Origin of the sequence: Chryseobacterium urinae, assembly GCF_030518295.1 — a bacterium.
GTDB lineage: Bacteria > Bacteroidota > Bacteroidia > Flavobacteriales > Weeksellaceae > Chryseobacterium > Chryseobacterium mucoviscidosis.
The window spans coordinates 12,777-36,314 of record NZ_JAULSJ010000040.1; the positions used below are offsets into that span (position 1 = coordinate 12,777).

Below are 23,538 nucleotides of genomic sequence, written 5' to 3' on the forward strand. Positions count from 1 at the left end.
ATTTCTTAAATTATTTTTTAGTTAAAATATCAAAAATATCGTTTACCAATGTTTCGTAATCTCCTTTTTTGAACTGTTCTTTGGTTTTGGCAAAAGCTTTTTTCAGCTCGCTTTCCGGATTTTCTTCGTTGATAATTTCTATGGATTCTACGCCTTTCATCTGAAGAATTGCATTTTTCAGTGCTTCAAGATCGGTAGTTTCTTCGGTATTTATTTTTAAATATTTCATTGTTTTATTCTTTTATAAACGTATTTTTTGTTCCTCCCTGAATAATGACAAACTGTTTTTTTGCGGGATAGAAATCTATAACAATTCCTGCCATATCAAATTTAAAGCTTGTCTCGGAAATTGCTTCTAAAGGGAACGCACTTTGTCCGGTTGCCTGAGCCATGAGTTTTTTATCTTCAATAAAAATGGTAATCTTTAACGGAATGCCTTTGCTGGAATAGGTTCCTGTAAACTTCTGAAGATCATTCTCGGAAATTTCATAGGTTTTAAAATTGGGCATTTCGAAATCTTTTCCCATGGCTGTTTCAATCATTTTGATGGAAATGTCATTGGTATCCATTTCAGACTGATTGGTGCTGAAAGCGGTGGCAATTTTCAGATCCGGAAAATAAAATAGTGCGGAACTGAAATTGTCTATTCCTCCTGTATGACCAAATCCCGAATATTTGTCGAAAGGAACCTTAACCAAGCCATATCCGTAATCATCCACAAAAGTTTTCATTTTTTCCAGACTGGATTTCTTAACTAATTTTCCGTTTTCCAGACCAAGAATAAAAGTAAGAAGATCTCGTGGAGTAGAAATGATATTTCCTGCGCCAATCGGAATACTCATATCAGTTTCGGATGAAGCCACATATGTTCCGTTGATGTATTGGTACGCTTTTGCCTGATCTTTCGATGGATCTATTTTTCCTCCAACTTCTGTAAGCGTTAATTTTAAAGGTTTTGTAATTTTATTTTTCAGCAAAACGGCGTACGGTTTTTTGTAAATTTTTTCGAGAATAAAACCGAGCAGAATGTAATTGGAATTGCTGTATTCGTGTTTTGAAGCGGGTTCAAAATCGCTTTTGTATTTTTTTATAATGCTGATTAAGCTGCTTTCTGTCTGAGGTCTGGTGTTGTACTGCCAAAACTCGGCTTCACTGGTCAGATTATGAATTCCTGTTCTGTGCTGTAGTAGATTTTCGATGGAAATTTTTTCAGCATTTGGGATCTCAGGATAAAATTCTGAAAGTTTCTGATCTAAGGAAATCTTTTTTTCCTCTACAGCTTTCATAATCAAAACGGCAGTAAAGGTTTTGCTGATTGATCCGATCCTGTATTGGGTATTAACATTTGCTTTCTGATTTTTTTCTGCATCTGCAAATCCGACAACTTTTACAAATGTAGGACGATCGTTTTCGGCAAAGGCAAAGCTTCCCATTACTTTATGATGTACGAAGAGAGAATCGATATAACCAGCTAATTTCTGCTTTACATTGGTCTGAGAAAATACAATGGCAGAAAAGCTGATCGCCGAAAGAAAAAGTAACTTTTTCAACATACTTTTGAGATTTGCTGAATAAGTAGTGGAAATAGAAATTTTGTTACATTAATATCCTTTCTTGCGTGGATATTCACTATCCAGAATACCGTTATCATTAAGTTTCCAGATAATTTCGTTTTCATCTTCCAAGAGAGTATCTTTTTTAAGATAATCTAAAATGACATTTTTGTTAGCCTGATTTTTAAAAGACAGCAATTCGGTTAAAACTTTTCTCTTACTGTAGCCAAAAGAATCGTTCTTAATTATGGAAATATACTCTTTTTGTAAAAGGTTACTGTAATTTCCTTTATACCAGTGATTAAGATAATTAATAGCCGAAATTTTATGGTTCTTAAATGCCTGAATTTCAATCGGCTTTCTGAAAGTTTCAGGATACAATTTGTATCTTAATGCTTCCTGTAAGAGACTTTCCGAAGAGTTTGAACTAAAAATAATCATACTGTCCAGTTTCTGCAACTTGGAATCTGTGCGAAGATTTTCATTATCTAAAGAATGCAAATAAGCATAATATAAAGGTTCCGCAGGATTCTGATCACCAATAATACAGCCGTCTTGTGTATGAATCTGAGATTTTAAATTTAAAAAATTCAGAAAAATTTTATCTAAAACTTCGGACTTCCGATCCAACAATCCGATAGCCGAATAAACTGCAACAATTCTGTTTTTATTATGGATAAGAGCTAATAATTCTTCATCTGAAGCCAATCTTTTTAATTCTTTGAAATTTTCAAAATTAGCAGATTTTCCTGCACCTTTCCCTATGTATTCCGTCTGATATACATTGGTTTCTGAGATTTGCTTAACAATGCTTCGTAAATGCTCCGGAACACGTAATGTATCAAAAACCACATCTTTGGAATAGTCAAAAACTTCTATGAGTTCCGAATAATCAGCCTTCTTTTCTTTTTTACAACCCAAAAGAAAAACTGCCAGAAACGGTATATATAAAAATCTGGAAAATCTCATTAAATTGCAACAGGCGCTTTAATTCCCGGATGCGGATCATAATTTTCCAGCGTGAAATCTTCAAAATCGAAACTGAAAATATCTTTAATTTCAGGATTCAACTTCATGGAAGGAAGCGGTCTTGGTTCTCTGGAAAGTTGTTTTTTAACCTGCTCAAAATGATTGTTGTAGATATGAACATCTCCAAAACTGTGAACGTAATCCCCTACTTCCAGATCACAAACCTGCGCCACCATCATCAATAATAATGCATAGCTTGCAATGTTAAAGGGAACTCCCAGAAAAACATCGGCACTTCTCTGATACAGCTGAAGCGATAGTTTTCCATCTGCCACGTAAAACTGGAATAATGCGTGACAAGGCGCTAAAGCCATGTTCGGGATTTCAGCAACATTCCATGCAGAAACGATGAGCCTTCTGGAATCCGGATTTTTTTTGATCTGATCGATAACGTCCGTAATCTGATCCACTATTTTCCCATCTGCTCCGTTCCAGCTTCTCCACTGCGCTCCGTAAACGGGTCCAAGATCGCCATTTTCATCTGCCCATTCGTCCCAGATCGAAACTCCGTTGTCCTTTAGATATTTGATGTTCGTATCTCCTTTCAGAAACCAGAGCAGTTCGTAAATAATGGATTTCAAATGCACTTTTTTGGTGGTTACCAAAGGAAAGCCTTCAGACAAATCATATCTTAACTGATAGCCGAAAACACTTCTTGTTCCGGTTCCGGTTCTGTCGGTTTTATCGGTTCCGTTGTCTAAAATATGTTGTAAAAGGTCTAGGTAATTTTGCATTTCGAAGGATTATTTTGAGTGTCAAATTTAGAAAAATCTTAATGATTTTCTGCTATCATAAGTTAGGAAAAAAGCAGTAATGAATGTAAACAGATTTTATGATTCAAAGAAATTTCACTTTACTTCTACAATCTTCTGAGTGATATTATTCACAGAAAAACTCTGGTTTTCAGTTAATCCGTGCATTGCTTTTGCCAAAGGCGATTCTGCAGAAACCGTCATTATTTTCTGTTCGTCTACCATTATTTCTCCCGCCGATGCTGAAATGTAGAAAAGACCTTTATCTGTTTTTACCAAAGCTCCATTTTGTACTTTTGATGATGGATCTGATGATATTTTCTGCACAATAGATTGCTGGTTTAACGATTCGTTCAGTTGCCTTTGCAGATTATTGATTTCCTGCTGAAGCATTTCGCGTCCGGTCTCATATTTATCGCCCATTGAGCTTTTGGTATCGTTGTTCGAAGCGCGCGTTTCTTCAATCAGTTTTTCAAGTTTCTGAATTTTTTCAGCAATTCTGCTTTTTACCGCTTCTAATATTTTTGATTTTTCCATCTACAGAATTTCAGTTTAATATTTTCTCCTCCAATTTACCGTAAAGGCAGTATGTACGTTGGTTTTGATTTCAGATATACTTATTTAAAATAAATCTCCACTTTAAAAGCGGAGATTTAATGAATTTATTTTTCAAAAACTGCGTAATCTCCGGGTTTGAAATTAAAATCTTTTCCGCTGTTAAAGTCGCGTTTTGTCTTTTCAAAAACATTTTTAAAGCTTCCTGAAAGATGTTCGTCTTCAATAGAGAAGTTTACAGGATCTTTGGACATATTGAGAACAACTAAAACTTCATTGTTTCCGTTTTTCCTTATATATGCTAAAATTTTGTCGTTAGCGGTTGTGTTGAGAAGATACGTGGTAACATTGGAATCGCCTCCTCTTAGTGCCGGATTAGAAGATTTTAAGTTGAGGAGTATCTTATAAAAATCTGCGTTCTGATACACATTGCTCCATTTGATGACATCTTTTTCAAAAAATTCCAGGCGTTTCATGTTGGGTAATTCCTGACCTGAATATAACAACGGAACGCCATTCCATGTTGCAGAGAATACAGCCATCGGTTTTGTGATCACTCCATATTTTTCATATTCTGTTCCGTTCCATGAGTTTTCATCGTGATTGGTTGTGAACCAAGCCCTCATTGAACTGTCTCCAATCGCAGAGTATTTTCTCAGAAGATCCGTAAGTTCTGAAAGCGGTTCATTTTTTTTGTAATAATCGGCAGATTTGTGCATCCATTTCCACGAGTAGCTTGCATCAAAAACTTTTCCGTATTCCGGACTTTCGAGTTCATCGAATTCTCCAAGCCAGAAAAGTGGTTTTACTTTTTCCACTTCAGGACGCGCCTGCTGCCAGAAATCGACTTCAACCCAGGAAGCAAGATCGCAACGGAATCCGTCGATATTGGTTTCTTTTACCCAGTATTTCATGGCATCTATCATTGCCAGACGCATTTCCGGATTTTTATAGTCGAGTTCGATGATATCATCCATTCCGGAAGCGATATGAAATTTTCCGTCCGGATCTTTTAAATAGAAATCGGGATGGGTTTTTGTCCAGATATGATCCCAACCGGTATGGTTTGCAACCCAGTCGATAATCACTTTAAAGCCTAATCTGTGTGCTTCATTCACCATGTGTTTGAAATCATTCAGAGTGCCGAATTCGGGATTGATGGAGGTGTAATCTGAAGCGGCATAAGGACTTCCCAGACTTCCTTTTTTATTTTGCTGTGCAATCGGAGTGATTGGCATGAACCAGAGTGTTTTTACTCCCATTGATTTGAGTCTCGGCATTTCTTTTTCGAATGCTCTGAAGGTTCCTTCTTTTGTATATTGTCTTACGTTTACTTCGTAAATGTTTGTGGTGTGTTTCCAGTCTTTAGGTAAATCCGTCATGTTTTTTACAGCTTTTTGAGAGGTGCAGGAAAGAATTCCCAGACCTGTTACAGCGATTAAAATTAACTTTTTCATTAATTCTCTTTTAACAAAAATAGGGATTGTGATCGGAAAAACAGAACCCTGAACATTGAATTTTAAAAGGAAGGCAAAATTATATTATGCAGTAAATTGTATTCTGACCTGTTTTGTACAAATGTCTGAAACCTTAGCCGCGATTGAGCGGCATGTCTGAGCTCTTTTGTATTTCTGCGGCGGCTTCGCCGCCGCAGAAATACAAAAAGCGAGTAGCGAAAGCGCGAAACAGCTCCTGATTACAGTACAGAATAAAAAAGCCCCAAACTTACGTTCAGGGCTGTATATTTTAGAATTTCCTTCGGATTATCTTTCATCATCGTTGTCGTCTTCATCATCGAAAGCATCGTCGTTGTAGTCTTCTTCTTCCTCATCATCAAAAGCATCATCATCTTCGTCTGCAAAGTTTCCGGTAGCTCCGAAGTCATCAAAACCAAAATCATCTTCCATTAATGGCATTGCCGATTTCTTTTTAGATCCTCCCGCACTTCCGTTTTTGCTTGGTGCTTTCAAAGGAACGTTTCCGAATCTGTATACTGTAATCGGGTAATTAACGCCTTTTGTTTCTTCGATAACCTCTACCAATTCACAGAAAAATTCCCAAAGATCAAGAAGTCCGTACTGGAACTGAGCTTTATCTCCTGCATTTTCGAATGCCTCATCGATGTACACATCCGACATAATTTCTCCGTCGCCATCGTCACTCATATCTTCTAGCGGAACGCTTTTTACAATTGTTCCGTCTTCTTCAAGCAGATTAAAAGTGGAAAGCTCGTCTCCCTGCAAGCTGAATGCACTCTTAATGCCTAAATGTAAGTTCCAAAGCGTCTGTTTCCCTTTTACTTCGATATCCCGGAAAATATCTTCTTTTGCATCTAATATTACGCGGATTTTATAAACCATCAGTTTTTAAATTACTTTTTTTGCCGTTGTTATTATGATAAATCTCTGTTGCAAATATAAAATAAATGAGATGTGACAAAAAAATATTTCATCATTTTTTAAAATATTTTTTTTTCATACATTTTGCAAAAATTATTTACTTTTTTCCAGCATGAAACTGAATTTCGTACCTTCCAGATAAACGCTTTCCACGGTGATGTTTTCGTTGTGCGCTTCAAGGATATGCTTTACAATGGCAAGACCAAGCCCGGAACCTCCTTCCCTTCTGCTTCTGCTGGTTTCCACACGGTAAAATCTTTCAAAAATTCTTGGCAGACTTTCGGATTTGATGCCCATCCCGTTGTCTATGACCTCAATTAAGACTTTATTTTTAAGAACGCTGGTTTTTACGACTACTTTTGCTTCCTGTCTGTTGGCATAATGAATCGCGTTTGAAATTAAATTAATAAAGACCTGTGAGATCTTCTGCTTGTCTGCTTCCACAAAAATCTGTGGCTGCAAAGTCTGGATCTGCAGACTTGCGTTATGTTTTTCTGCTTCGAGATCAAGAAGATCAAAAATTTCTTTAATTAATAGATTGACATCAAATTTGGAAACGGTAAGGTTAATTTCGCCGGCTTCAAGCCTGTTGATCATATCAAGATCCGTTACAATGGCAATTAAACGTTCCACCGATTTATCTATTCTTTCCAGATATTTATCGCGGATGGTAAGATTATCCACTCCGCCGTCGCGCAGTGTTTCCACATATCCCTGAATGGAAAAAAGAGGAGTTTTCAGTTCGTGGGAAACGTTTCCGATGTATTCTTTACGGTAACTTTCCATTTCTTTCATCATATCCAGCTCTGTGATTTTTCTCTGATTGAGGTCTGAAAATCTTTCACCCAGTTCTTTAATGGTGATATTTTCATCATCATCATGCACAATTTCCTGCGGCAAAAGCTGTGAAAGACCACGAACCTGCTTTTTACCGTAATAATTGAACAACAGTTCTAAAACGATATAATTGATGATAAAAATCAGGACAAGACAAATAATCAGTCCTATTTTAAAGAATGGTGTACTGTAATAGATATCCTTTAGTGAATCGAAAATGATTACTAAAAGAAACATCACCAATGTCAGAAGACAAGAGGCGACGAGGGTAAGTCTGTAAAATTTCAATTTTACAAAATTTTAATGGTTGATGTAAAGGTAAGAAATTGAAATTGAGTATTAAACAATAAGTTTATACCCAATTCCTTTTAATGTCTGAATCGTGTTGATTCCCAGTTTTTCTCTCAGTCTTCTGATGTGAACGTCGATGGTTCTTTCTCCCACGATTACGTCATTTCCCCAGACTTTTTCCAGAATTTCTTCTCTTTTGAAAACTTTTTCCGTATTGGAAGCCAATAAATACAAAAGATCGAATTCTTTTTTAGGAAGCAGAAACTGCTGTCCGTTTTTAGAAACCCTGAAGTTGTCTTTATCAATAATTAAATCTCCGATTTCGATTAATTTAGAATTATCAGATACCTGAGAAGTTAACTGCAATAAAGCGTTTACTTTAGAGATCAGAATTTTCGGTTTGATTAATTTAACAATGTAGTCGTTTGCACCTGCCTGAAAACCGGCCAATTGTGAAAACTCTTCGCTTCTTGCGGAAAGAAAAACAATTAATGTTTTTTGCAGTTCTTTAATTTTTCTAAGTTCCTGGCAAGTTTCGATACCGTCTTTTTCGGGCATCATGACATCCAATAAAATCAGATCCGGAACAATTTCCTTTGCTTTGTCGACACCTTCATTTCCATTAGTGGCTGTATAAATGTCGTAGCCTTCCTTTTCCAAGTTGTAAGACAGAATCTCTAAAATATCCAGTTCGTCGTCGATTAAGAGGATTTTCTTTTGGTTCATTTTTAATTTTTACGAGTCAAAGTTAATAATATTTTAATCACTGTTTAACAAAACGGGTATCGTTCACATAAAGTTAACAATTATATTCTTTTCTTAATGTTTAGTTAAGAAAAAATTAAATTTCCCTAAACCATTTACCCCATCAATTCTTTATTCCTTTGCACCGAAAGAATATAGTAAAAAAGAAATGAATTTTAGAAAACTGAGTATCGCAGTTTTGTTTTTAACAACATCGGGAACTGTACTTTACGCTCAAGAGACCAAAAACGACACCGTAAAGAAAGAAAAGAAAATCGAAGGTGTAGTTATTCAAGGAAGCAGCAGTAAGAAAACTGAAACCGCGGTGATGATTGAGCAAAAAAAAGCGATTGTTCAAAAACAAGCAGTAAGTGCCGAAGAAATCTCCAGAAAAGGAATTTCCAACGTAGAGCAAGGTCTTACCAAAGTTACAGGGATTACAACTGTAGAGGGGCGTGGTCTTTTTGTACGAGGTCTGGAAGAGAGATACAACTATCTATTGATAAACGGACTTGGATCTCCCTCTAACAATCCTTTCCAAAAAATTATTGCCTTGAAACAATTCCCAACGGATGTTGTGGGCAAACTGAACATCTATAAGACTTTCAACTCGAATCTTTACGGAGATTTTGCGGGAGCCACTTTCGATATTGAAACACTAACGATTGACAAGGCTTTTTCTAAAATAGAATTTAGTGTTGGAGTAAATACGCTAAGTACTTTCAGAGATAACTTTAAAGTAGCTGAAGGAGCTAAAGGAATTGAGGCTTATCTTGGACTTAATTCTAGAGACAGAAGGCTTCCTAGCGAAATAAGAGACTACAGACCAAATACTTATAATTTTTCCAAAGAGCAATCTCAGAATTCTTTTAAGGATTCATGGAATGTGGATAATATCAAAACTTTACCTAATACAAACATCAGTTTTACGACGGTTCAAAAAATGAAGGTCGGAGAAACAGGAAATATAGGAGTTTTATTATCTCTGAATCAGGGATCAAAATATACGTACAGAGAAGGTGACAATAATCAGTTCAGAGATAACGGACAGGTTGTGGAACTTAGCAATCTTTTAAGAAAAAAGAGCTATGTATATGAGCTTGAGTCTTCTGCATTGTTTGGAGTAGGATATAAAAATAAAGGAACAAATGTTAATTTAAATGCTATTTATCTTCAGAATTCCTCGAACATTATTGAAGATTTCACTGGATATAAAAACTTCAGTGTTGAAGACAACCGTTTCTTCAGAACCAATCAGCAGGATATTTCAAAATTCTTAGATTTGCAGCTTACGGCATCACAGAAGCTTGGAGAACGCCATTTATTCAAAGCCGGAGGTAGCTATGTAATGAACAACTACAGCCAGCCGGACAGAAAAATCTTTGAACTTACTTTACCTAATGATTACAGCAATGCTGTATTTTCCTATGGAGGAAACAATCTCATCAGACAGTATCTTGATGTAAATGGAAAATTTTATGCTTCAGGTTTTGGAGAATATTCTGTATTTCTTGGACAGAAGGGAGATCGTAAGGACTATCCGCTTCAGCTTACAGTAGGATACAACGGGTTTTCTGATATCAGAAAAAATTCTTACCGTTTTATCTTCGGAACTCCGAAAGGGGTAAACAATCCTATTTATATTGATGTGGATAATATTCAGTCTACATTGAATAACTCCATCATCAACGACAAGCTCTTTTACAAGGAAGATACAGATGCATATTCTTATCTTTCTAACATTTACCAGTTTGTAAATGCGGGTTATCTTAATTTCGATTACAAACCGAGCGATAGTTGGGATATCTTAGTAGGCGGTAGAGTGGAAAATGACATGAGAATCATCCGTTACAGCAAACCAGGAAATTCTACCAGATTAAATCTTACTACAAACAAAAATTATATTCTCCCGTCTCTTTCCATTAAAAAGGCAATTGATAATAAAAATAACATCAGATTATCAGTAAGCAAAACAATTACAAGACCTATACTTATTGAGACAATGCCTATTGAATACATCAATCCGGATAATACCACTGTAAGAGGTAACGAGAATATTGTAAACAGCGAAAACTACAATATCGACCTGAAATGGGAATACTATCCTACCAACAAGGAAATGTTTGCGATCAATGCTTTTGCCAAAAGAATTGATAATGCTATTGAAAAATCCATTGCTCCCTCAGGAAATGCAAGTGGTGTTGTTATCACATTCTACAATGCACAAAAAGCTACAATAGCAGGAGTTGAACTGGAAGGTATTATCAGCTTGGGAAGAATCTCAGATGCTTTGGAAAAATTTACATTAGGAACCAACGCTACTTTTATGTACTCTGATGTAAAGAGAAGTGAAGACCAGCTAAAAACAGAAAGACCTAATATACCGGGATTTACAGACGATCAGCTTCACAAAAGAGGATTGCAAGGTGCGGCTCCGTACACCATCAATGCAGACTTGAAGTATGAGTACAAAAACTCCAAAAATCTCAGCAGCACATTGTCTTTAGTATATAACGTTTCCGGATCAAAAATATATGCTGTCGGAGGTTCCGGTACAGACAATTACTATGAAAAACCATTTAATCAGTTAGATTTTGTTTATCAGAACCAGATCGACAAAAACTGGAACATCAAATTCAGAGTACAAAATATTCTGAACAGCAAATATAGAGTAGAACTTGGAGACAACAGCTACTACCCTGTCAATACAAAAGACAACTACACACTTAACAATTATTTCAACGGAACCAACTTCAATTTTACCGTTGGCTACACATTCTAAAAAATTATTAAAAATTAAATCTTAGTATAAAATGAAAAAGAATCTTTTAACTTTACTTTCTTTAACTCTTGCATTGAGTTTCTCGGTATCTTCTTGTACCATTGATATTAATGATGGAGATAATGGCAGCACAACAGTAACTCCGGGCACAACAGAGAGTGTACTGAGCGGCAGCGGAACGCTTTCCGGAACAATTACTAAAGATATTCTTATTAAAAAAGGCACATATATTTTAGACGGAATCGTAAAGGTGACCAACGGAGCTACTATCACTATTGAAGCAGGTGCCATTTTCAACGCAGTAACTACAAAATCAAGCAGCTTGGTTATCTTACAGGATGGAAAAATAAATGCTGTAGGAACGGCTTCAGAACCTATTGTATTTACTACCACAAACAAACAGCCGGGAGACTGGGGCGGAATTACCATTTATGGAAACGCTCCTATAAAAGCTGTAAATGGTCTTTCACAAGCTCTTTCTGAAGATGGAAACAGTGTTTATTACGGTGGTAATGATGCTAATTCCAACTCGGGAACAATGAAGTTTGTTCGTGTAGAATATGGAGGAAAGAAAATAAATGACGGCACTTCCGAAACCAATTCTATGACGTTCTATGCAGTAGGAGCAGGAACAACTCTTGAAAACCTTGTTTCTTATAAAGGAACAGACGACGGATATGAATTCTTTGGAGGAACTGTAAGTGCTAAAAATCTTGTTTCTTACGGAAATTATGATGACTCTTTCGACTGGCAGGATGCGTGGAGCGGACAAAACAATACCAACTGGTATGCTTTCCAGACAGGAACAGGAAACTTCGGAATGGAAGTGGAAGCCTCTGCAAACGTAGACAATACAGCACCGAAAATATCTAACATTACATTAATAAGAGACAATAATACCAACCCTGAAGTAGCAGGTTCTGTGGAAATTTCAGCAATTCAGTTCAAGAGACAAGGAACAGGAATTTTTTCGAACGTTTACATCAGCGGATACAAAAATACAGGTGGAAAAAATGCTTATGCAGTTCTTATTCAGGATGATGCTACAAATACCAATCAGGTAAATGCAAACCCTAGTAAGGTTACCGTATCTCCAATTAATTATTTAAATTCTGATAACGCAGGTGTTTGGGGATATGCACAGACAAACGGCGGAAAAACTTTCACTAACTCAACTGCGGTTACGAAGGTTTCTTTAACTCCGGGAGCTTGGGCTATGGTAGATGGAGTGAACCTTTTGGCTGCATTACAATAAAAAAGTATTTTTCTTCATATTTAATTCAAAAAGCGGCATCGGAAAGATTTTTCCGATGCCGTTTTCGTGAATACATTCAATTTTATATTCATTAAAATACAATTGGGAAAATAAGAAGAAAAATGGTAATTTGGTCTTTTCAAATAAAGATCTCAAAATAATCTGTTTGAAGAAGTAAAATTTAAAAACATTATGAAAAACCGCTTTCAGCATATTTTAGCAGCTCTTATTATCAGTACATCGCTTGTTGTTCATTCCTGCAGTAAGGAAGATGAAGATGTAGCCACCATTCCGGTGGTAGGAATTGCAAAAGATCCAAGTAATTTCAAAGGGGAAGTTACAAGTGGACAGGTTGTAACACTGGATGCCACAAAAGTATATGTACTTAATGGTGCTGTTACTGTAAAAAACGGAGGAAAACTTGTTATTCCGGCAGGAACGAGAATTGTTGCAACAGCGGGTGCAGCTTCTTATGTTTTGGTAGAACAAGGCGGACAATTATTTGCGAACGGAACCTTTAATTCTCCTGTTTCCTTCAGATCTTCCACAGAGACTTCAGGAAGTTGGGGCGGCGTTGTTATCTGCGGAAAAGCACCTGTAAATACCGGTACAACCAACGCTTCGGAAATTTTAAATTCCGCTTATGGGGGAACTTCGGCAACAGATAATTCCGGTTCTCTGACGTATGTGAAAATTGAAAACGCGGGAGTGAGTTTTTCAACCAATGTAAAATTCAACGGACTTTCTCTTTTTGGGGTAGGAAGCGATACAAAAGTAGAAAATATTGCTCTGATTAATAGCGCAGAAGACGGAATCCAGATGTATGGAGGAACGGTAAATCTTTCCAACATCGTCTCCATAGGAAACGAAGATGATGCTTTTGTATGGACAGACGGATGGATCGGAACGGCTACCAATATTTTCACTAAAAGAAAAACAAACGGTTCTGGGAATGCCGCAATAAAAGGACTTAACAATGCTTCGAATCCTGCTGCAACTCCAGTTTCCAGCCCTACTGTTAAAAATGTGACGCTTTTAGGCGGAACTTCGGGAGAATCCAAAGCCATCAGATTATATTCCGGAACGTATGCTAGTTTTGAAAATGTAGTGGTTTCTAACTGGACCAACGGATTTTCTATTGAAAGTGATCCGACTGTAAATTATATTAACGGACAAAGTAAAATTAAAGATGCCTTTTTTGATACGAACGTTACGAATAAAGTAACCGCGACTTCCACTTCCGGCTCTACAGTAACGCTTTTAAGCAATACCTACAACGAGAAAACAGATGCAATCGGAGCAGGAAATAAGCTCGGAAATCCGGCTTGGGCAATCGGTTGGTCTTCTTTACAGTAAAAATTAATTGTATAACATAAAACAATCGGCTTCAGATAAATCTGAAGCCGATGCTGTTTCAATAAAGGACTGAAATAAATCTAATCCTTCAATATTGTTTCAACTAAGAATATTCAAATTTTCTTACTGCTTCCAGCGTCATATCAATTTCTTTATCTTTAATCGCATCACTGATGAAATACGTTTCATAACCGCTTGGCGGAAGATAAACTCCGTTTTGCAGCATCTGATGGAAGAAATTATTGAACAATGCATGATTGGCTTCCTGGGCTTCATCAAAATTAGAAACCCTGTTAATATGGAAGAATACAGACATCATAGATCCTTTTCTGTTGATTTTGTGGGCAATTCCTTTTTCGCTTAAAATTTTGCCGATTTCAAAATCCAAAGTTTCCGTAGTTTTTGCCAGTCTGTTGAAGAATTCCGGATCATTTTTTATCAACTGTAAAGTTTTCAGTCCGGCTCTCATGGCTAAAGGATTTCCGCTTAATGTTCCTGCCTGATAAACGCCTCCTTTTGGAGCCAGATGATCCATAATTTCGTTTCTTCCTGCAAAAGCACCTACCGGAAGTCCGCCTCCGATCACTTTTCCGTATGTTACCAAATCTGCTTTTACATTGTACAGTTCCTGAGCTCCTCCAAAAGCTAATCTGAAACCGGTCATCACCTCATCAAAAATTAATAAAGCTCCGTTTTCGTCGCAGATTGTTCTTAATTTCTGAAGAAATTCATTTTCCGGCAGAACACAACCCATATTTCCGGCAACCGGCTCAATAATGACCGCTGCAATTTCGCCTTGATTATGTCTGAAAAGATCTTCAACCTGTTCAAAATCATTATATCTTGCCAGTAAAGTATCTTTTGCTGTTCCAGCCGTTACGCCCGGAGAATTCGGATTTCCGAAAGTCGCTGCACCACTACCCGCTTTTATCAGAAATGAATCTGAATGACCGTGATAGCAGCCTTCAAATTTTATAAACTTATCTCTTCCTGTAAAGCCTCTCGCCAATCTGATCGCGCTCATACAGGCTTCCGTACCCGAAGAAACCATTCTGATCTGATCTACATTCGGAACGTTTTCTGTAATGAATTTTGCGATTTCCGTTTCCAGTTCTGTGGGTGCTCCGAAAGAGAATCCTTTCTCTGCCTGAATTTTCAGTTCTTCCAAAACTTCGGGATGCGTATGTCCTAAAATGGCAGGTCCCCACGAATTGATGTAATCGATGTAGGTGTTATCATCCGCATCCATAAGATAGGCTCCTTTTGCAGATTTCATAAAAACAGGCACTCCTCCTACAGATTTGAATGCTCTCACCGGAGAATTTACGCCTCCCGGAATGTATTTGTAAGCTTCTTCGAATAAAGCTGAACTTCTTTGGTATTTCATATGTAGTTGTTGGTTAACAGTTTATAGCTGTTAGTTTTAACCATCAACCAACAACTATAAACCGTCAACGAAAATTAGTTTCTGGGTTTTTTATCAATCAAATAAATTACTTGTCCGGCGGAAGGTTTCTGTCCTTCATCCATTCTGTTTTTAGCGTATAATTTATTTAATTTAATTCCGAATTTCTGGGCGATATCATGCATATTTTCGCCAGCTTCGGCTTTGTAGGTTGCAGTATTTCCGTCTGAGTTTTTAGATTCAAGGAAAACAATTTCATTTTTCTTCAGAACATCACTTTCGAGTTCATTCCATTTCATGAGTTTGCTTTCACTGATCTTGAATTTTTTAGCAATGAATTCTACGTTGGTATCTTCAGGAATGATGATGTATTTTAATCCGTCATTCGGATGACTTTTAATTAAAATGGTATTAAGAATTTCCGCTTTTGTTTTAATTCTTTCCACTCTTTTCTGTTGCTGAGCGTAAGAAGTCTGTTTGTAAGGAACCTCAACGGTTACAGGTTCTTTTACTTTTCTGGTATATTTTTCTGGTTCCAGCTGAGCCATGAAAGTTCTGTCGTCTTTCAGATCCGGATACAATTTCAGAACGGCGTATAAAGCCTCTTTTGAGTTGGTATTGTCGAATTCGTACAATTTATACCTTTCAATTTTTCCGATTAATATTGAAGCGTAGCGGGGATTTGTTGCATAACCTGCTTTTTTAAGACCTATTGCCCACGCTTTATAATCTTTCATATCTAAATTGAAAAGATTGGCGTAATATTTCCTAGTCGATAAAAAGATGGAATGATCTTCATACGACTGCCTCGGATCGTCGTAAACCCGGAAACATTCGTTTGGAGCATCATCGGTGTGCTTCATGGTTTTTCCGGTCCAGTCTTCCTTACATTTAATCCCGAAATGGTTTTTCCCTTCCAGAGCCAATCGGCTTTGTCCGCCTCCTGTTTCCAAAAGTCCCTGTGCAAGCGTGATAGAAGCGGGAATTTTATATTTTTCCATTTCTTCCACTGCATATTTTGCAAATTTCTGGATGTACTGATCTTCGGTTGCCCAGGTCTGAGCTGAGAATTTTGATAAAACTAAAAGGCTTACGATGGTGAAAAGTCTTTTCATGTTTTTCAATTTAAATTATATAATTAAATTTCTGTTCTGTTTTTCTAAAAGCAAATTGGCTCCTTCAATCCCCTGCAAACCGCCGGTGTGGAAGCACAAAATTTTGCTGTTCTCAGGAAAATAATCTTCATCTATTAATTCGAAAATTTTCTGCATCATCTTTCCTGTATAGACCGGCTCCAGCGGAATTACGTATTTCTCTTTAAAATCATTAATAAAACGGACATTTTCGTCCTTTATTTTGCCATAACCTCCAAAACCTGAATCTATTAGATCAAAATTTTTCTTAGAAGTTAGTTCAACGATTTTATTTTCCAGCGAATCATCGTCAACCGCTTTAAAACCTATAACTTTCTGATTTTCTTCACTGAATTTTAAAATTCCGGCAACCGTTCCTCCTGTTCCGACTGCGGTGCAAAGATAATCAAAATCTTTTGTATCGTCATTCAGCATCATTTTTACGCCTTCTACAGCGGCTTCATTGGTTCCTCCTTCCGGTACGACGAGCGCTTCCGGAAATTCTTTTTGTAAAAATTCAGTCAGTTTTTCTTTGTGGCGATATTCTTCCCTCGTTACAAACTTCAGATTCATTCCGTTTCTTCTGGCAAAAAGTAAAGTCGGATTGTCGCGCCATTTGTCTTTCAGCTCCTCTCCTCTTATAATCCCTAAAGTCGGAATATCTGCTAAATTTCCAACCGCTGAAACGGCAGAAATATGATTTGAAAATGCACCTCCAAAAGTAATGATGTAAGGTTTTTCAGGATTTCCGGAGAGATAATTATTAATATTAAAAAAAAGCTTCCAGTATTTATTTCCTGAAATCTGAGGATGAATTAAATCTTCTCTTTTCATAAAAAGTTTTACCTTTTTATCAATGGGAATTTCCTGAATCGGGATTTTTTCGGATGGAATATTTAATACCATTTAGGCTGAATCTATTTTACAAAAATAGTGTTTTTTAGATGTTTAATTTTGGTTTGAAAAGGTGAGGTTTATCATTGAAGGTAAGGATGGGTTAATTTTATTTTTACATATTTAACCACCCCGTCAAAAATCCTTTCGAATTTTCGCCACCCCTCCAGAGGAGGGGAATTTTGTGACGTGTTATTGGAAATCTAATCTCTGATAACTATTTTCTAATTTTAAAGGTATTGTCTGAAACTCCAGAATTTTCTTTTCCTGAGATAGTTCAAATTATGTTCGTTGGAATAAGCTTCTCTTTCAAAAGAAATTCTTTTATAAGCCTGATAACTGTTCTTCAGTTTAAAAAACCAGTAATAATATTCGATTACATAAAAAATATAGAAGAAAATGATGAGCATTTCCAACTGTTGTCTTAAATGTATTTTTTCATGATTAATCAATATTTTATTTTTCTTATCTTCGGGATTCCTAATGAAGATAAAAGGGAACAGAGCAATGCCGTTGATTTTTAATTTTTTTAAAGGCTTTTGGCATATAATTATCATACTAACAAATATAAAGTTTTTTGACTTAGAGATTTAACCTATGGCACTTTTTGACATCAAAGAAGGTGAAGACTTTTACTACAACGAGCAGGGTTATAAAGTTTTTACGGAAAAGTTTCATCTGAAGAGAGGACATTGCTGTAAAAGTGGCTGTAGACATTGTCCTTACGGATACGATAAAAAGACCGATACATTTATTAAAAACGATAAAAAAAATAAATAAAATGAAGCGATATATCTTCTTACTGTTGGCTTCGGCTACTTTGGGTTTAACGTCTTGCAGTCCTTTCAACGTACGTTCTGACTATGCGGACACAGCAAATTTTAATTCATACAAAACTTATAAATTAAGAATTGATGATTTAAAACTGAATGATATTGATAAAGACAGAGTTTTGAATGAACTGTCGAGACAGCTTCAAAGCAAAGGTCTTCAATCCGGAGAAAATCCTGATTTAATTGTAAATGTAAAAGCCAACCATAAAAAAGTAACGGACGTTACCACCACTTCACCTTACGGAGCATGGGGTTGGGGCGGACCTTTCGGATGGGGAATCGGCATGAACAGAACATGGACGAGCAATTATAATGAAGGGGCAATTATTGTGGATCTGGTAGATGCTAAAACCAATAAACTGGTTTGGCAGGGAATCGGAAGCGGAATTTCTGTTGACAGACCTAAAGCGAAACAAAAGCAAATTCCTGAGATCATGGCGGAAATCATGAAGAATTATCCTCCGATGAAATAAGATATAAATCAATCAAATATATAAGAAAGTCAATGCAGTAATTGCATTGACTTTTTTATTGAATTAATGATGTCTGGTTCCTTTATGATGATAGCCGACATTTTGGGGATGAGCTTCATAATTTTTCTGAATTCTATCATTCTGGAAATTCCGGTTTACAGATTTTTCTGAAATTTCAGGGGTTTTGAGGTGGACTTCTTTTCCGTTTTTGTACATTTTACCATCTGTGGTTAAATAAGTTTCATCCTTCTGATAGACTTTGCCGTCTTCTCCTGTGAAAATTTCAGATTCATTCTTTGAGTTTTTCATCTTTCGGCTAAGATAAACCAAAGTACCGCCGGTAATTAATGCCAGTGCAATTTTTATTTTGTGATTCATAATGGTGATTTTCCAGAATAAGACAAAATATCTGCCAAATGTAATTTTAATACATTCTAAATTTTTATTTTCAATATTACTTAAAACCATTCAAAATCATCTCATTTTCAATAAAAAAACAAAGTTTAAGCTTGCATACCATTCTATGCATAATTAAATTTAACAATTCCGTAATTTTTTATTGATAAATTTATAGTAATCTTAAAGTCTAAAATCTTGACATGAAAAAACATTTACTAATGGTTGTATTTGCTTGTGTTTTAGCAAATGCTCAGGCTCCTTCGGGATACTACAACTCTGCTAACGGACTTTCCGGAGCTTCATTAAAAACGGCATTAAGCACTATTATCACGAATGGGCATCTGGACAAAGGCTACAACGGACTCTGGACGGCGTACAAAACAACTGACATCGACAAGAATTATGAGAATGACGGTTCTATTCTGGATATTTATTCGGAAAAACCTGTGGGTGCAGATCCTTACAAATTTACACCGGTTACCAACCAATGCGGAACGTATTCGGTGGAAGGAAACTGTTATAACCGTGAACATATTATTCCTCAGAGCTTTTTTAATGAAGCTTCTCCTATGGTTTCAGATATCCATTTTATCAGAGCTACGGACGGAAAAGTAAACGGAATGCGTTCCAATTATCCTTTCGGAAAGGTGGGAACTGCAACGTTTACTTCAAAAAACGGTTCTAAGCTTGGAAATTCTGTTTCTTCAGGTTTCTCGGGAACAGTGTTCGAGCCTATTGATGAATTTAAAGGCGATGTAGCAAGAATGGTATTTTATTTTGTTACGAGATACCAAAGCAAACTCTCCACGTTTACATCCGGAAATATTTTGGGCAGTTCTGCTTTTCCGGGTTTACAGACCTGGGAACTGAATGTTTTATTGGCTTGGCATAATCAGGATCCGGTTTCTCAGGCGGAAATTAACAGAAACAATGCTTCTTATACTTATCAGGGAAACAGAAATCCTTTTATTGATAATCCTAACTACGTGACCCAAATCTGGGGCTCCGCTTCTGGTTCCGGAGGTACATCTACTCCACCAAGTTCGTCAAGCTGTGCCAACGAAACATTTGAGACCATTCCTTCTGAAAGTTCGGCTTCTTATTTAACAAGAACATGGACAAATAATGGTATTACGTGGACAGCAACAGATTCCAGAACAGATCAGACAATCTCCACCAAAGCAATCACTATTAGAGATGGCGCATTAACATCAAGCAGTTCAGCGAATGGAATCGGATCTTTGACGATAACTACCCAACTTAAATTTACAGGTTCTAATGACACCTTCACTGTTAAAGTAAACGGAACATCGGTAGGAACCGTACCTTACAATACCTCTGCAACAACAACCACTATCAGTAATATTAATGTTTCGGGGAACGTCGTTATAACTTTAGAAAACAATTCTACCACCAACAGAGTTGCTTTTGATAATCTGAGCTGGACATGCTATTCTGGAACGGCAAGACAGGCTCCAAGTATTTCTTCCGAATTAATTTCAGATCAGAATACGTTACAGATTTCGCCTAATCCTGTTTCCAACAATGAAATTTTTGTAAAAGGGGAAACGCAGAATATTAAGAAAGCGGAGATTTACAATCTTCACGGAAAAGTAATGCAGACCATTGATCAGCCTTTTAAAAACAGTAAAAACTCAATTAAAATTAAAAATCTCGAGCAGGGAATTTATATTTTAAAGTTAGATGCTTCTTCTTTAAAATTTATTGTGAAATAAAATTTAGCTTAATAAATAACAAAAGCCTTCTCTCAATTGAAAGAAGGCTTTTATTTTTAAATTAATAAGAAATTACTGTCCCATCAAATCTCTCATTCTCTCCTGCATCAGTTGCGGGTCTTTCATAGCGTCCCATCCAAGGGTAGAGATCATGACAACAACGTAAACTACATATAAAATACTTAATACAATTCCGATGATTGCCATTATTTTTCCGGCATTCAATTGTCCGTAGTTTGAATAAGCCGTCGGATTTTTTCTGTAAAGCTCTCCGTCTTTTTTAGCCAGTACCAGTGCAATGATCCCTGCAATAAGTCCCGGAAGTCCGTAACAGCAACACCCGACAATTGATACAATTCCTAAGATTAATACCGCCGTTGCGTTAGGTAATTTTTGTTGATCCATAGTTATAATTTAATTGATTAATGTATAGGTAAGTATAAATGTTTATAAAAATAAGAAGTCACCATAATAACGGCATTAATGATCGCAAGAAAAACCAAAACATTACTGTAATTCCGTTTTCTGTCTACAAAATTGAGGAAAACCGTTCCGAAAAAAAGCAATAAAGTGTAGACCGCAGGAAACATATGAAATGCTTCTCCAAACCTGCCTTCAAAAACCATGACAATAGCTCTCTGCGTTCCACAACCAAAACAGTCGATTCCAAAGAATTTCTTGATGGGACAAGGCAGCATAAAGTCTTCTATTTTCATTGTAATATGATGTTATGATTCTCAAATATATAAAAATTTACTTAGAAATTTTTGCTCTTAAATACTGATGCGGAAAGAAGCATTCTTCATCCATTTCAAAAGAACCCTGAACTGCGATGTAAGGATTTCTTAAGCTTTCTCTGGCAATGAAAATTAAATCTGCTTCTCCTTTCTGTAGAATTTCCTCTGCCTGATTGACTCTCGTAATTAATCCTACTGCTCCTGTTTTTGTTTCTGCCTCATTTTTCACCTGTGACGCAAGCGGAACCTGATAACCTTCGTGAACCGGAATTTTTACTCCGTGAATATTTCCTCCGCTGGAAACATCAACCAAGTCTACCGAATGATTTTTAAGGATTTTAGCAAGCTCGGCACTGTCTTCTATTTCCCAGCCGTTTTCTGCATACTCGGTTCCGGAAATTCTTACAAATAAGGCAACGTTTTCATTTAATTCGCCGTTAACTGAGTCTACGATTTCAATTAAAAACCGTATTCTGTTCTCGAAACTTCCGCCGTATTCATCGGTTCTGATATTGGAAAGCGGTGATAAAAACTGATGGATAAGATAACCGTGTGCCGCGTGAATTTCTATGACATCGAAACCTGCATCTACAGATCTTCTTGCTGCTTGTCTGAAATTCTCAACCTGTTCTTTGATTTCCTCGATGGTTAAAACATGTGGAATTCTTTCAGTCGGATGATACGGAATCGGACTTGGTGCGATGGTTTCCCAGCCTTCTTCAATAGGGATCTGTACATTGTTCCATGCAGATCCTTTTCTTCCGGCATGCGCAAGCTGAATGCCTATTTTGGTTTCTGAGTTCCGGTGTACAAATTCTACAATTTTCTTTAGTTTTTCTGCCTGTTCGTCGTTCCAGATTCCCATACAGTGGTTGGTAATTCTTCCGCGCGGTTCTACTCCCGTTGCTTCAACGATGATTAATCCTGTTCCGCCCTGCGCTCTGCTTCCGTAATGCACAAAATGGAAATCGTTGGCTAATCCGTTTTCGGAAGAATACATACACATTGGAGACATTACCCAACGGTTTTTCAACTCAACATTTCTGAATCTGATTGGAGTGTATAACATTTTTTGATCTGATTTTTAAAATTTTTAAAGAATGTGATGGTGTTGCCCACCTCATGAAAAAAAAGTAAATTTATCCCCCTTTTTTTAAACCCACAATATATGAAAAAAGAAACTCATATCAGTTACGAATATTTTAACAATAAAGGCGAACTGAACGATATAGAAAAAAAATTATTTGCAAAAGCGAAAGAAGCGCGCGAGAATGCTTATGCTCCCTATTCTCATTTTCTGGTTGGCTGTTCTGTGCTTCTGGAAAACGGAGAGATCTATACCGGGAACAATCAGGAGAATGCGGCGTATCCTTCGGGACTTTGCGCGGAAAGGACTGCTTTGTTCTGGATCGGGGCAAATTTTCCGTCTGAAAAAATAAAGAAAATCTTTATTGTAGGCGGACCGAAGGAGTTTTCTGAGAAAAATCCACCGATTCCACCATGCGGATCGTGCAGACAGAGCATTATAGAATATGAAACGAAGCAGAATGAAAATATTGAACTTTATTTTTCTAATCTGAATGATGAGGTGGTAAAGGTACATTCTATTAAGGATCTTCTGCCGTTTTATTTTGACGGTACTTTTTTATAGTTAAAATTTTTAAATAATAGTAAATAAAAATTCAGGTTGGATTTTCGCAAGGGCGCAAAGTTGTTTAAGATAGTATGCTTTAAGGCGCAAGGATTTTATCTGCGATAAAATTTTATCAGCATTATAAAAGATAATTTTTGATTTTCTCCTTGCTTCTTAAAAGAATAGAAATTTTATCAAACCTTTCACCTTAGCGTTTTCCCAATAAGAATATTTTTATTTTAAAAAGTTTAAACTTCTGTCTGAATTTTTATTTAAAGGAAAGTTATTTAAGAAGGGACTTTCTTTCATCACATAAGTCACATGAGATTTTAAATGATGCGTATTTAAAATAGAAGAACCCATTAGTTTTTGAAAATCTTTGATTTTCTTCTGTGATGATGTTTATTTTAAAGTAATTAAATAACTTGCTTAAACTTTTACCACAAAAGATGCAAAAGATTTAAACACTTTAGTTTTTTAAGTTTAATCCTTGATATGGAAAAAAAAGAGCACATAATTTTAAAAAATCAGAGATTTTTTCTCTTTGCAGACTTTTGAAATACTTTAAATAAATCCAAATAAAGTCTTTTGTCTTTTTTGCTGCTCAATTTAAAATGAGTTTAAAGAAACTTAAAGTAAGATTTTAATACATTTTAAATAATTCTGGCTGAAAATGATTATTTATTTTTCAATAGAATCTGAATTTTATAAAAATGTTTATTTTCTGCGGTTTTATTTTCCT

The 23,538-nt window shown here is 36.3% G+C and carries 24 protein-coding genes; 7 read left to right on the forward strand and 17 right to left on the reverse strand.

Annotation, left to right across the window (positions count from 1 at the left end; all coding sequences use genetic code 11):
* Nucleotides 1-10: 10 nt before the first annotated feature.
* The 9 genes from QWT87_RS18575 to QWT87_RS18615 form a co-directional block, all read right to left on the reverse strand.
* Nucleotides 11-229 (reverse strand): hypothetical protein, encoded by a 219-nt coding sequence (locus QWT87_RS18575; RefSeq protein WP_302717961.1) that lies wholly within the window; start codon nt 227-229, stop codon nt 11-13.
* Between the two features lie 4 nt (nt 230-233).
* Nucleotides 234-1,553, reverse strand: coding sequence for a serine hydrolase domain-containing protein (locus QWT87_RS18580; RefSeq protein WP_302717962.1), 1,320 nt, complete (start codon nt 1,551-1,553; stop codon nt 234-236).
* 48 nt (nt 1,554-1,601) lie between these two features.
* Nucleotides 1,602-2,522: a hypothetical protein gene (locus QWT87_RS18585; RefSeq protein ID WP_302717964.1), complete on the reverse strand. Its 921-nt coding sequence runs from the start codon at nt 2,520-2,522 to the stop codon at nt 1,602-1,604.
* Complete coding sequence (locus tag QWT87_RS18590) at nt 2,522-3,316, reverse strand: thymidylate synthase (protein WP_302717966.1); 795 nt, start codon at nt 3,314-3,316, stop codon at nt 2,522-2,524. The genes QWT87_RS18585 and QWT87_RS18590 overlap by 1 nt, the downstream gene beginning before the upstream one ends.
* A 114-nt stretch (nt 3,317-3,430) precedes the next feature.
* The gene (locus QWT87_RS18595; protein ID WP_302717967.1) at nt 3,431-3,871 is read right to left on the reverse strand and encodes a hypothetical protein; all 441 of its coding nucleotides are present in this window, start codon (nt 3,869-3,871) and stop codon (nt 3,431-3,433) included.
* Nucleotides 3,872-3,996: 125 nt separating this feature from the next.
* Nucleotides 3,997-5,346 carry an alpha-amylase family glycosyl hydrolase gene (locus QWT87_RS18600; RefSeq protein ID WP_302717968.1) on the reverse strand — a complete coding sequence of 450 codons (1,350 nt, stop codon included), beginning with the start codon at nt 5,344-5,346 and terminating at the stop codon, nt 3,997-3,999.
* A 306-nt stretch (nt 5,347-5,652) separates the two neighbouring features.
* On the reverse strand, nt 5,653-6,249 hold the full coding sequence (locus QWT87_RS18605; protein ID WP_302717970.1) for an IS1096 element passenger TnpR family protein: 597 nt from the start codon (nt 6,247-6,249) through the stop codon (nt 5,653-5,655).
* Between the two features lie 132 nt (nt 6,250-6,381).
* A complete protein-coding gene (locus QWT87_RS18610; RefSeq protein ID WP_271161916.1) occupies nt 6,382-7,413 on the reverse strand; it encodes a sensor histidine kinase in 1,032 nt (343 codons plus the stop codon).
* 51 nt (nt 7,414-7,464) lie between these two features.
* Nucleotides 7,465-8,142, reverse strand: coding sequence for a response regulator transcription factor (locus tag QWT87_RS18615; RefSeq protein WP_302717973.1), 678 nt, complete (start codon nt 8,140-8,142; stop codon nt 7,465-7,467).
* A gap of 187 nt (nt 8,143-8,329) precedes the next feature.
* Here QWT87_RS18615 and QWT87_RS18620 point away from each other — a divergent pair, with 187 nt between their 5' ends.
* The 3 genes from QWT87_RS18620 (at nt 8,330) to QWT87_RS18630 (ending at nt 13,553) form a co-directional block, all read left to right on the forward strand.
* Nucleotides 8,330-10,942 carry a TonB-dependent receptor plug domain-containing protein gene (locus QWT87_RS18620; RefSeq protein ID WP_302717975.1) on the forward strand — a complete coding sequence of 871 codons (2,613 nt, stop codon included), beginning with the start codon at nt 8,330-8,332 and terminating at the stop codon, nt 10,940-10,942.
* Between the two features lie 31 nt (nt 10,943-10,973).
* Entirely contained in the window at nt 10,974-12,197 is a 1,224-nt protein-coding gene (locus QWT87_RS18625; protein ID WP_108409368.1) for a hypothetical protein, read from the forward strand.
* A 192-nt stretch (nt 12,198-12,389) separates the two neighbouring features.
* Nucleotides 12,390-13,553, forward strand: coding sequence for a hypothetical protein (locus QWT87_RS18630; protein WP_302717977.1), 1,164 nt, complete (start codon nt 12,390-12,392; stop codon nt 13,551-13,553).
* Between the two features lie 103 nt (nt 13,554-13,656).
* Here QWT87_RS18630 and hemL read toward each other — a convergent pair whose 3' ends face one another.
* From hemL to QWT87_RS18650, 4 genes are all read right to left on the reverse strand, one after another.
* Entirely contained in the window at nt 13,657-14,940 is a 1,284-nt protein-coding gene (hemL, locus tag QWT87_RS18635; RefSeq protein ID WP_302717979.1) for a glutamate-1-semialdehyde 2,1-aminomutase, read from the reverse strand.
* Nucleotides 14,941-15,014: 74 nt separating this feature from the next.
* The gene (locus tag QWT87_RS18640) at nt 15,015-16,073 is read right to left on the reverse strand and encodes a glucosaminidase domain-containing protein (protein WP_302717980.1); all 1,059 of its coding nucleotides are present in this window, start codon (nt 16,071-16,073) and stop codon (nt 15,015-15,017) included.
* Between the two features lie 15 nt (nt 16,074-16,088).
* A complete protein-coding gene (locus tag QWT87_RS18645) occupies nt 16,089-16,997 on the reverse strand; it encodes a 1-aminocyclopropane-1-carboxylate deaminase/D-cysteine desulfhydrase (RefSeq protein ID WP_302717982.1) in 909 nt (302 codons plus the stop codon).
* Nucleotides 16,998-17,215: 218 nt separating this feature from the next.
* Nucleotides 17,216-17,542 carry a hypothetical protein gene (locus QWT87_RS18650; protein ID WP_302717984.1) on the reverse strand — a complete coding sequence of 109 codons (327 nt, stop codon included), beginning with the start codon at nt 17,540-17,542 and terminating at the stop codon, nt 17,216-17,218.
* 40 nt (nt 17,543-17,582) lie between these two features.
* Between QWT87_RS18650 and QWT87_RS18655 the strand changes: the two genes are divergently transcribed.
* Nucleotides 17,583-17,765: a DUF5522 domain-containing protein gene (locus QWT87_RS18655; protein WP_029294953.1), complete on the forward strand. Its 183-nt coding sequence runs from the start codon at nt 17,583-17,585 to the stop codon at nt 17,763-17,765.
* Between the two features lies 1 nt (nt 17,766).
* Nucleotides 17,767-18,291 carry a DUF4136 domain-containing protein gene (locus tag QWT87_RS18660; RefSeq protein WP_076396528.1) on the forward strand — a complete coding sequence of 175 codons (525 nt, stop codon included), beginning with the start codon at nt 17,767-17,769 and terminating at the stop codon, nt 18,289-18,291.
* 63 nt (nt 18,292-18,354) lie between these two features.
* On the opposite strand, the gene QWT87_RS18665 is transcribed toward QWT87_RS18660, so the two are convergent.
* The gene (locus tag QWT87_RS18665) at nt 18,355-18,669 is read right to left on the reverse strand and encodes a hypothetical protein (RefSeq protein WP_302717991.1); all 315 of its coding nucleotides are present in this window, start codon (nt 18,667-18,669) and stop codon (nt 18,355-18,357) included.
* A 221-nt stretch (nt 18,670-18,890) separates the two neighbouring features.
* Here QWT87_RS18665 and QWT87_RS18670 point away from each other — a divergent pair, with 221 nt between their 5' ends.
* The gene (locus QWT87_RS18670; RefSeq protein WP_302717993.1) at nt 18,891-20,426 is read left to right on the forward strand and encodes an endonuclease; all 1,536 of its coding nucleotides are present in this window, start codon (nt 18,891-18,893) and stop codon (nt 20,424-20,426) included.
* Nucleotides 20,427-20,498: 72 nt separating this feature from the next.
* On the opposite strand, the gene QWT87_RS18675 is transcribed toward QWT87_RS18670, so the two are convergent.
* From QWT87_RS18675 to namA, 3 genes are read right to left on the reverse strand one after another with little or no spacing between them, the layout of a single operon-like run.
* Entirely contained in the window at nt 20,499-20,831 is a 333-nt protein-coding gene (locus QWT87_RS18675) for a CCC motif membrane protein (protein WP_116096172.1), read from the reverse strand.
* A 17-nt stretch (nt 20,832-20,848) separates the two neighbouring features.
* Complete coding sequence (locus QWT87_RS18680; protein ID WP_116096170.1) at nt 20,849-21,142, reverse strand: DUF2752 domain-containing protein; 294 nt, start codon at nt 21,140-21,142, stop codon at nt 20,849-20,851.
* A 37-nt stretch (nt 21,143-21,179) separates the two neighbouring features.
* A complete protein-coding gene (gene namA, locus QWT87_RS18685; protein ID WP_302717996.1) occupies nt 21,180-22,232 on the reverse strand; it encodes an NADPH dehydrogenase NamA in 1,053 nt (350 codons plus the stop codon).
* 99 nt (nt 22,233-22,331) lie between these two features.
* Here namA and cdd point away from each other — a divergent pair, with 99 nt between their 5' ends.
* Nucleotides 22,332-22,814 (forward strand): cytidine deaminase, encoded by a 483-nt coding sequence (cdd, locus tag QWT87_RS18690; protein WP_076396514.1) that lies wholly within the window; start codon nt 22,332-22,334, stop codon nt 22,812-22,814.
* Nucleotides 22,815-23,538 lie beyond the last annotated feature (724 nt).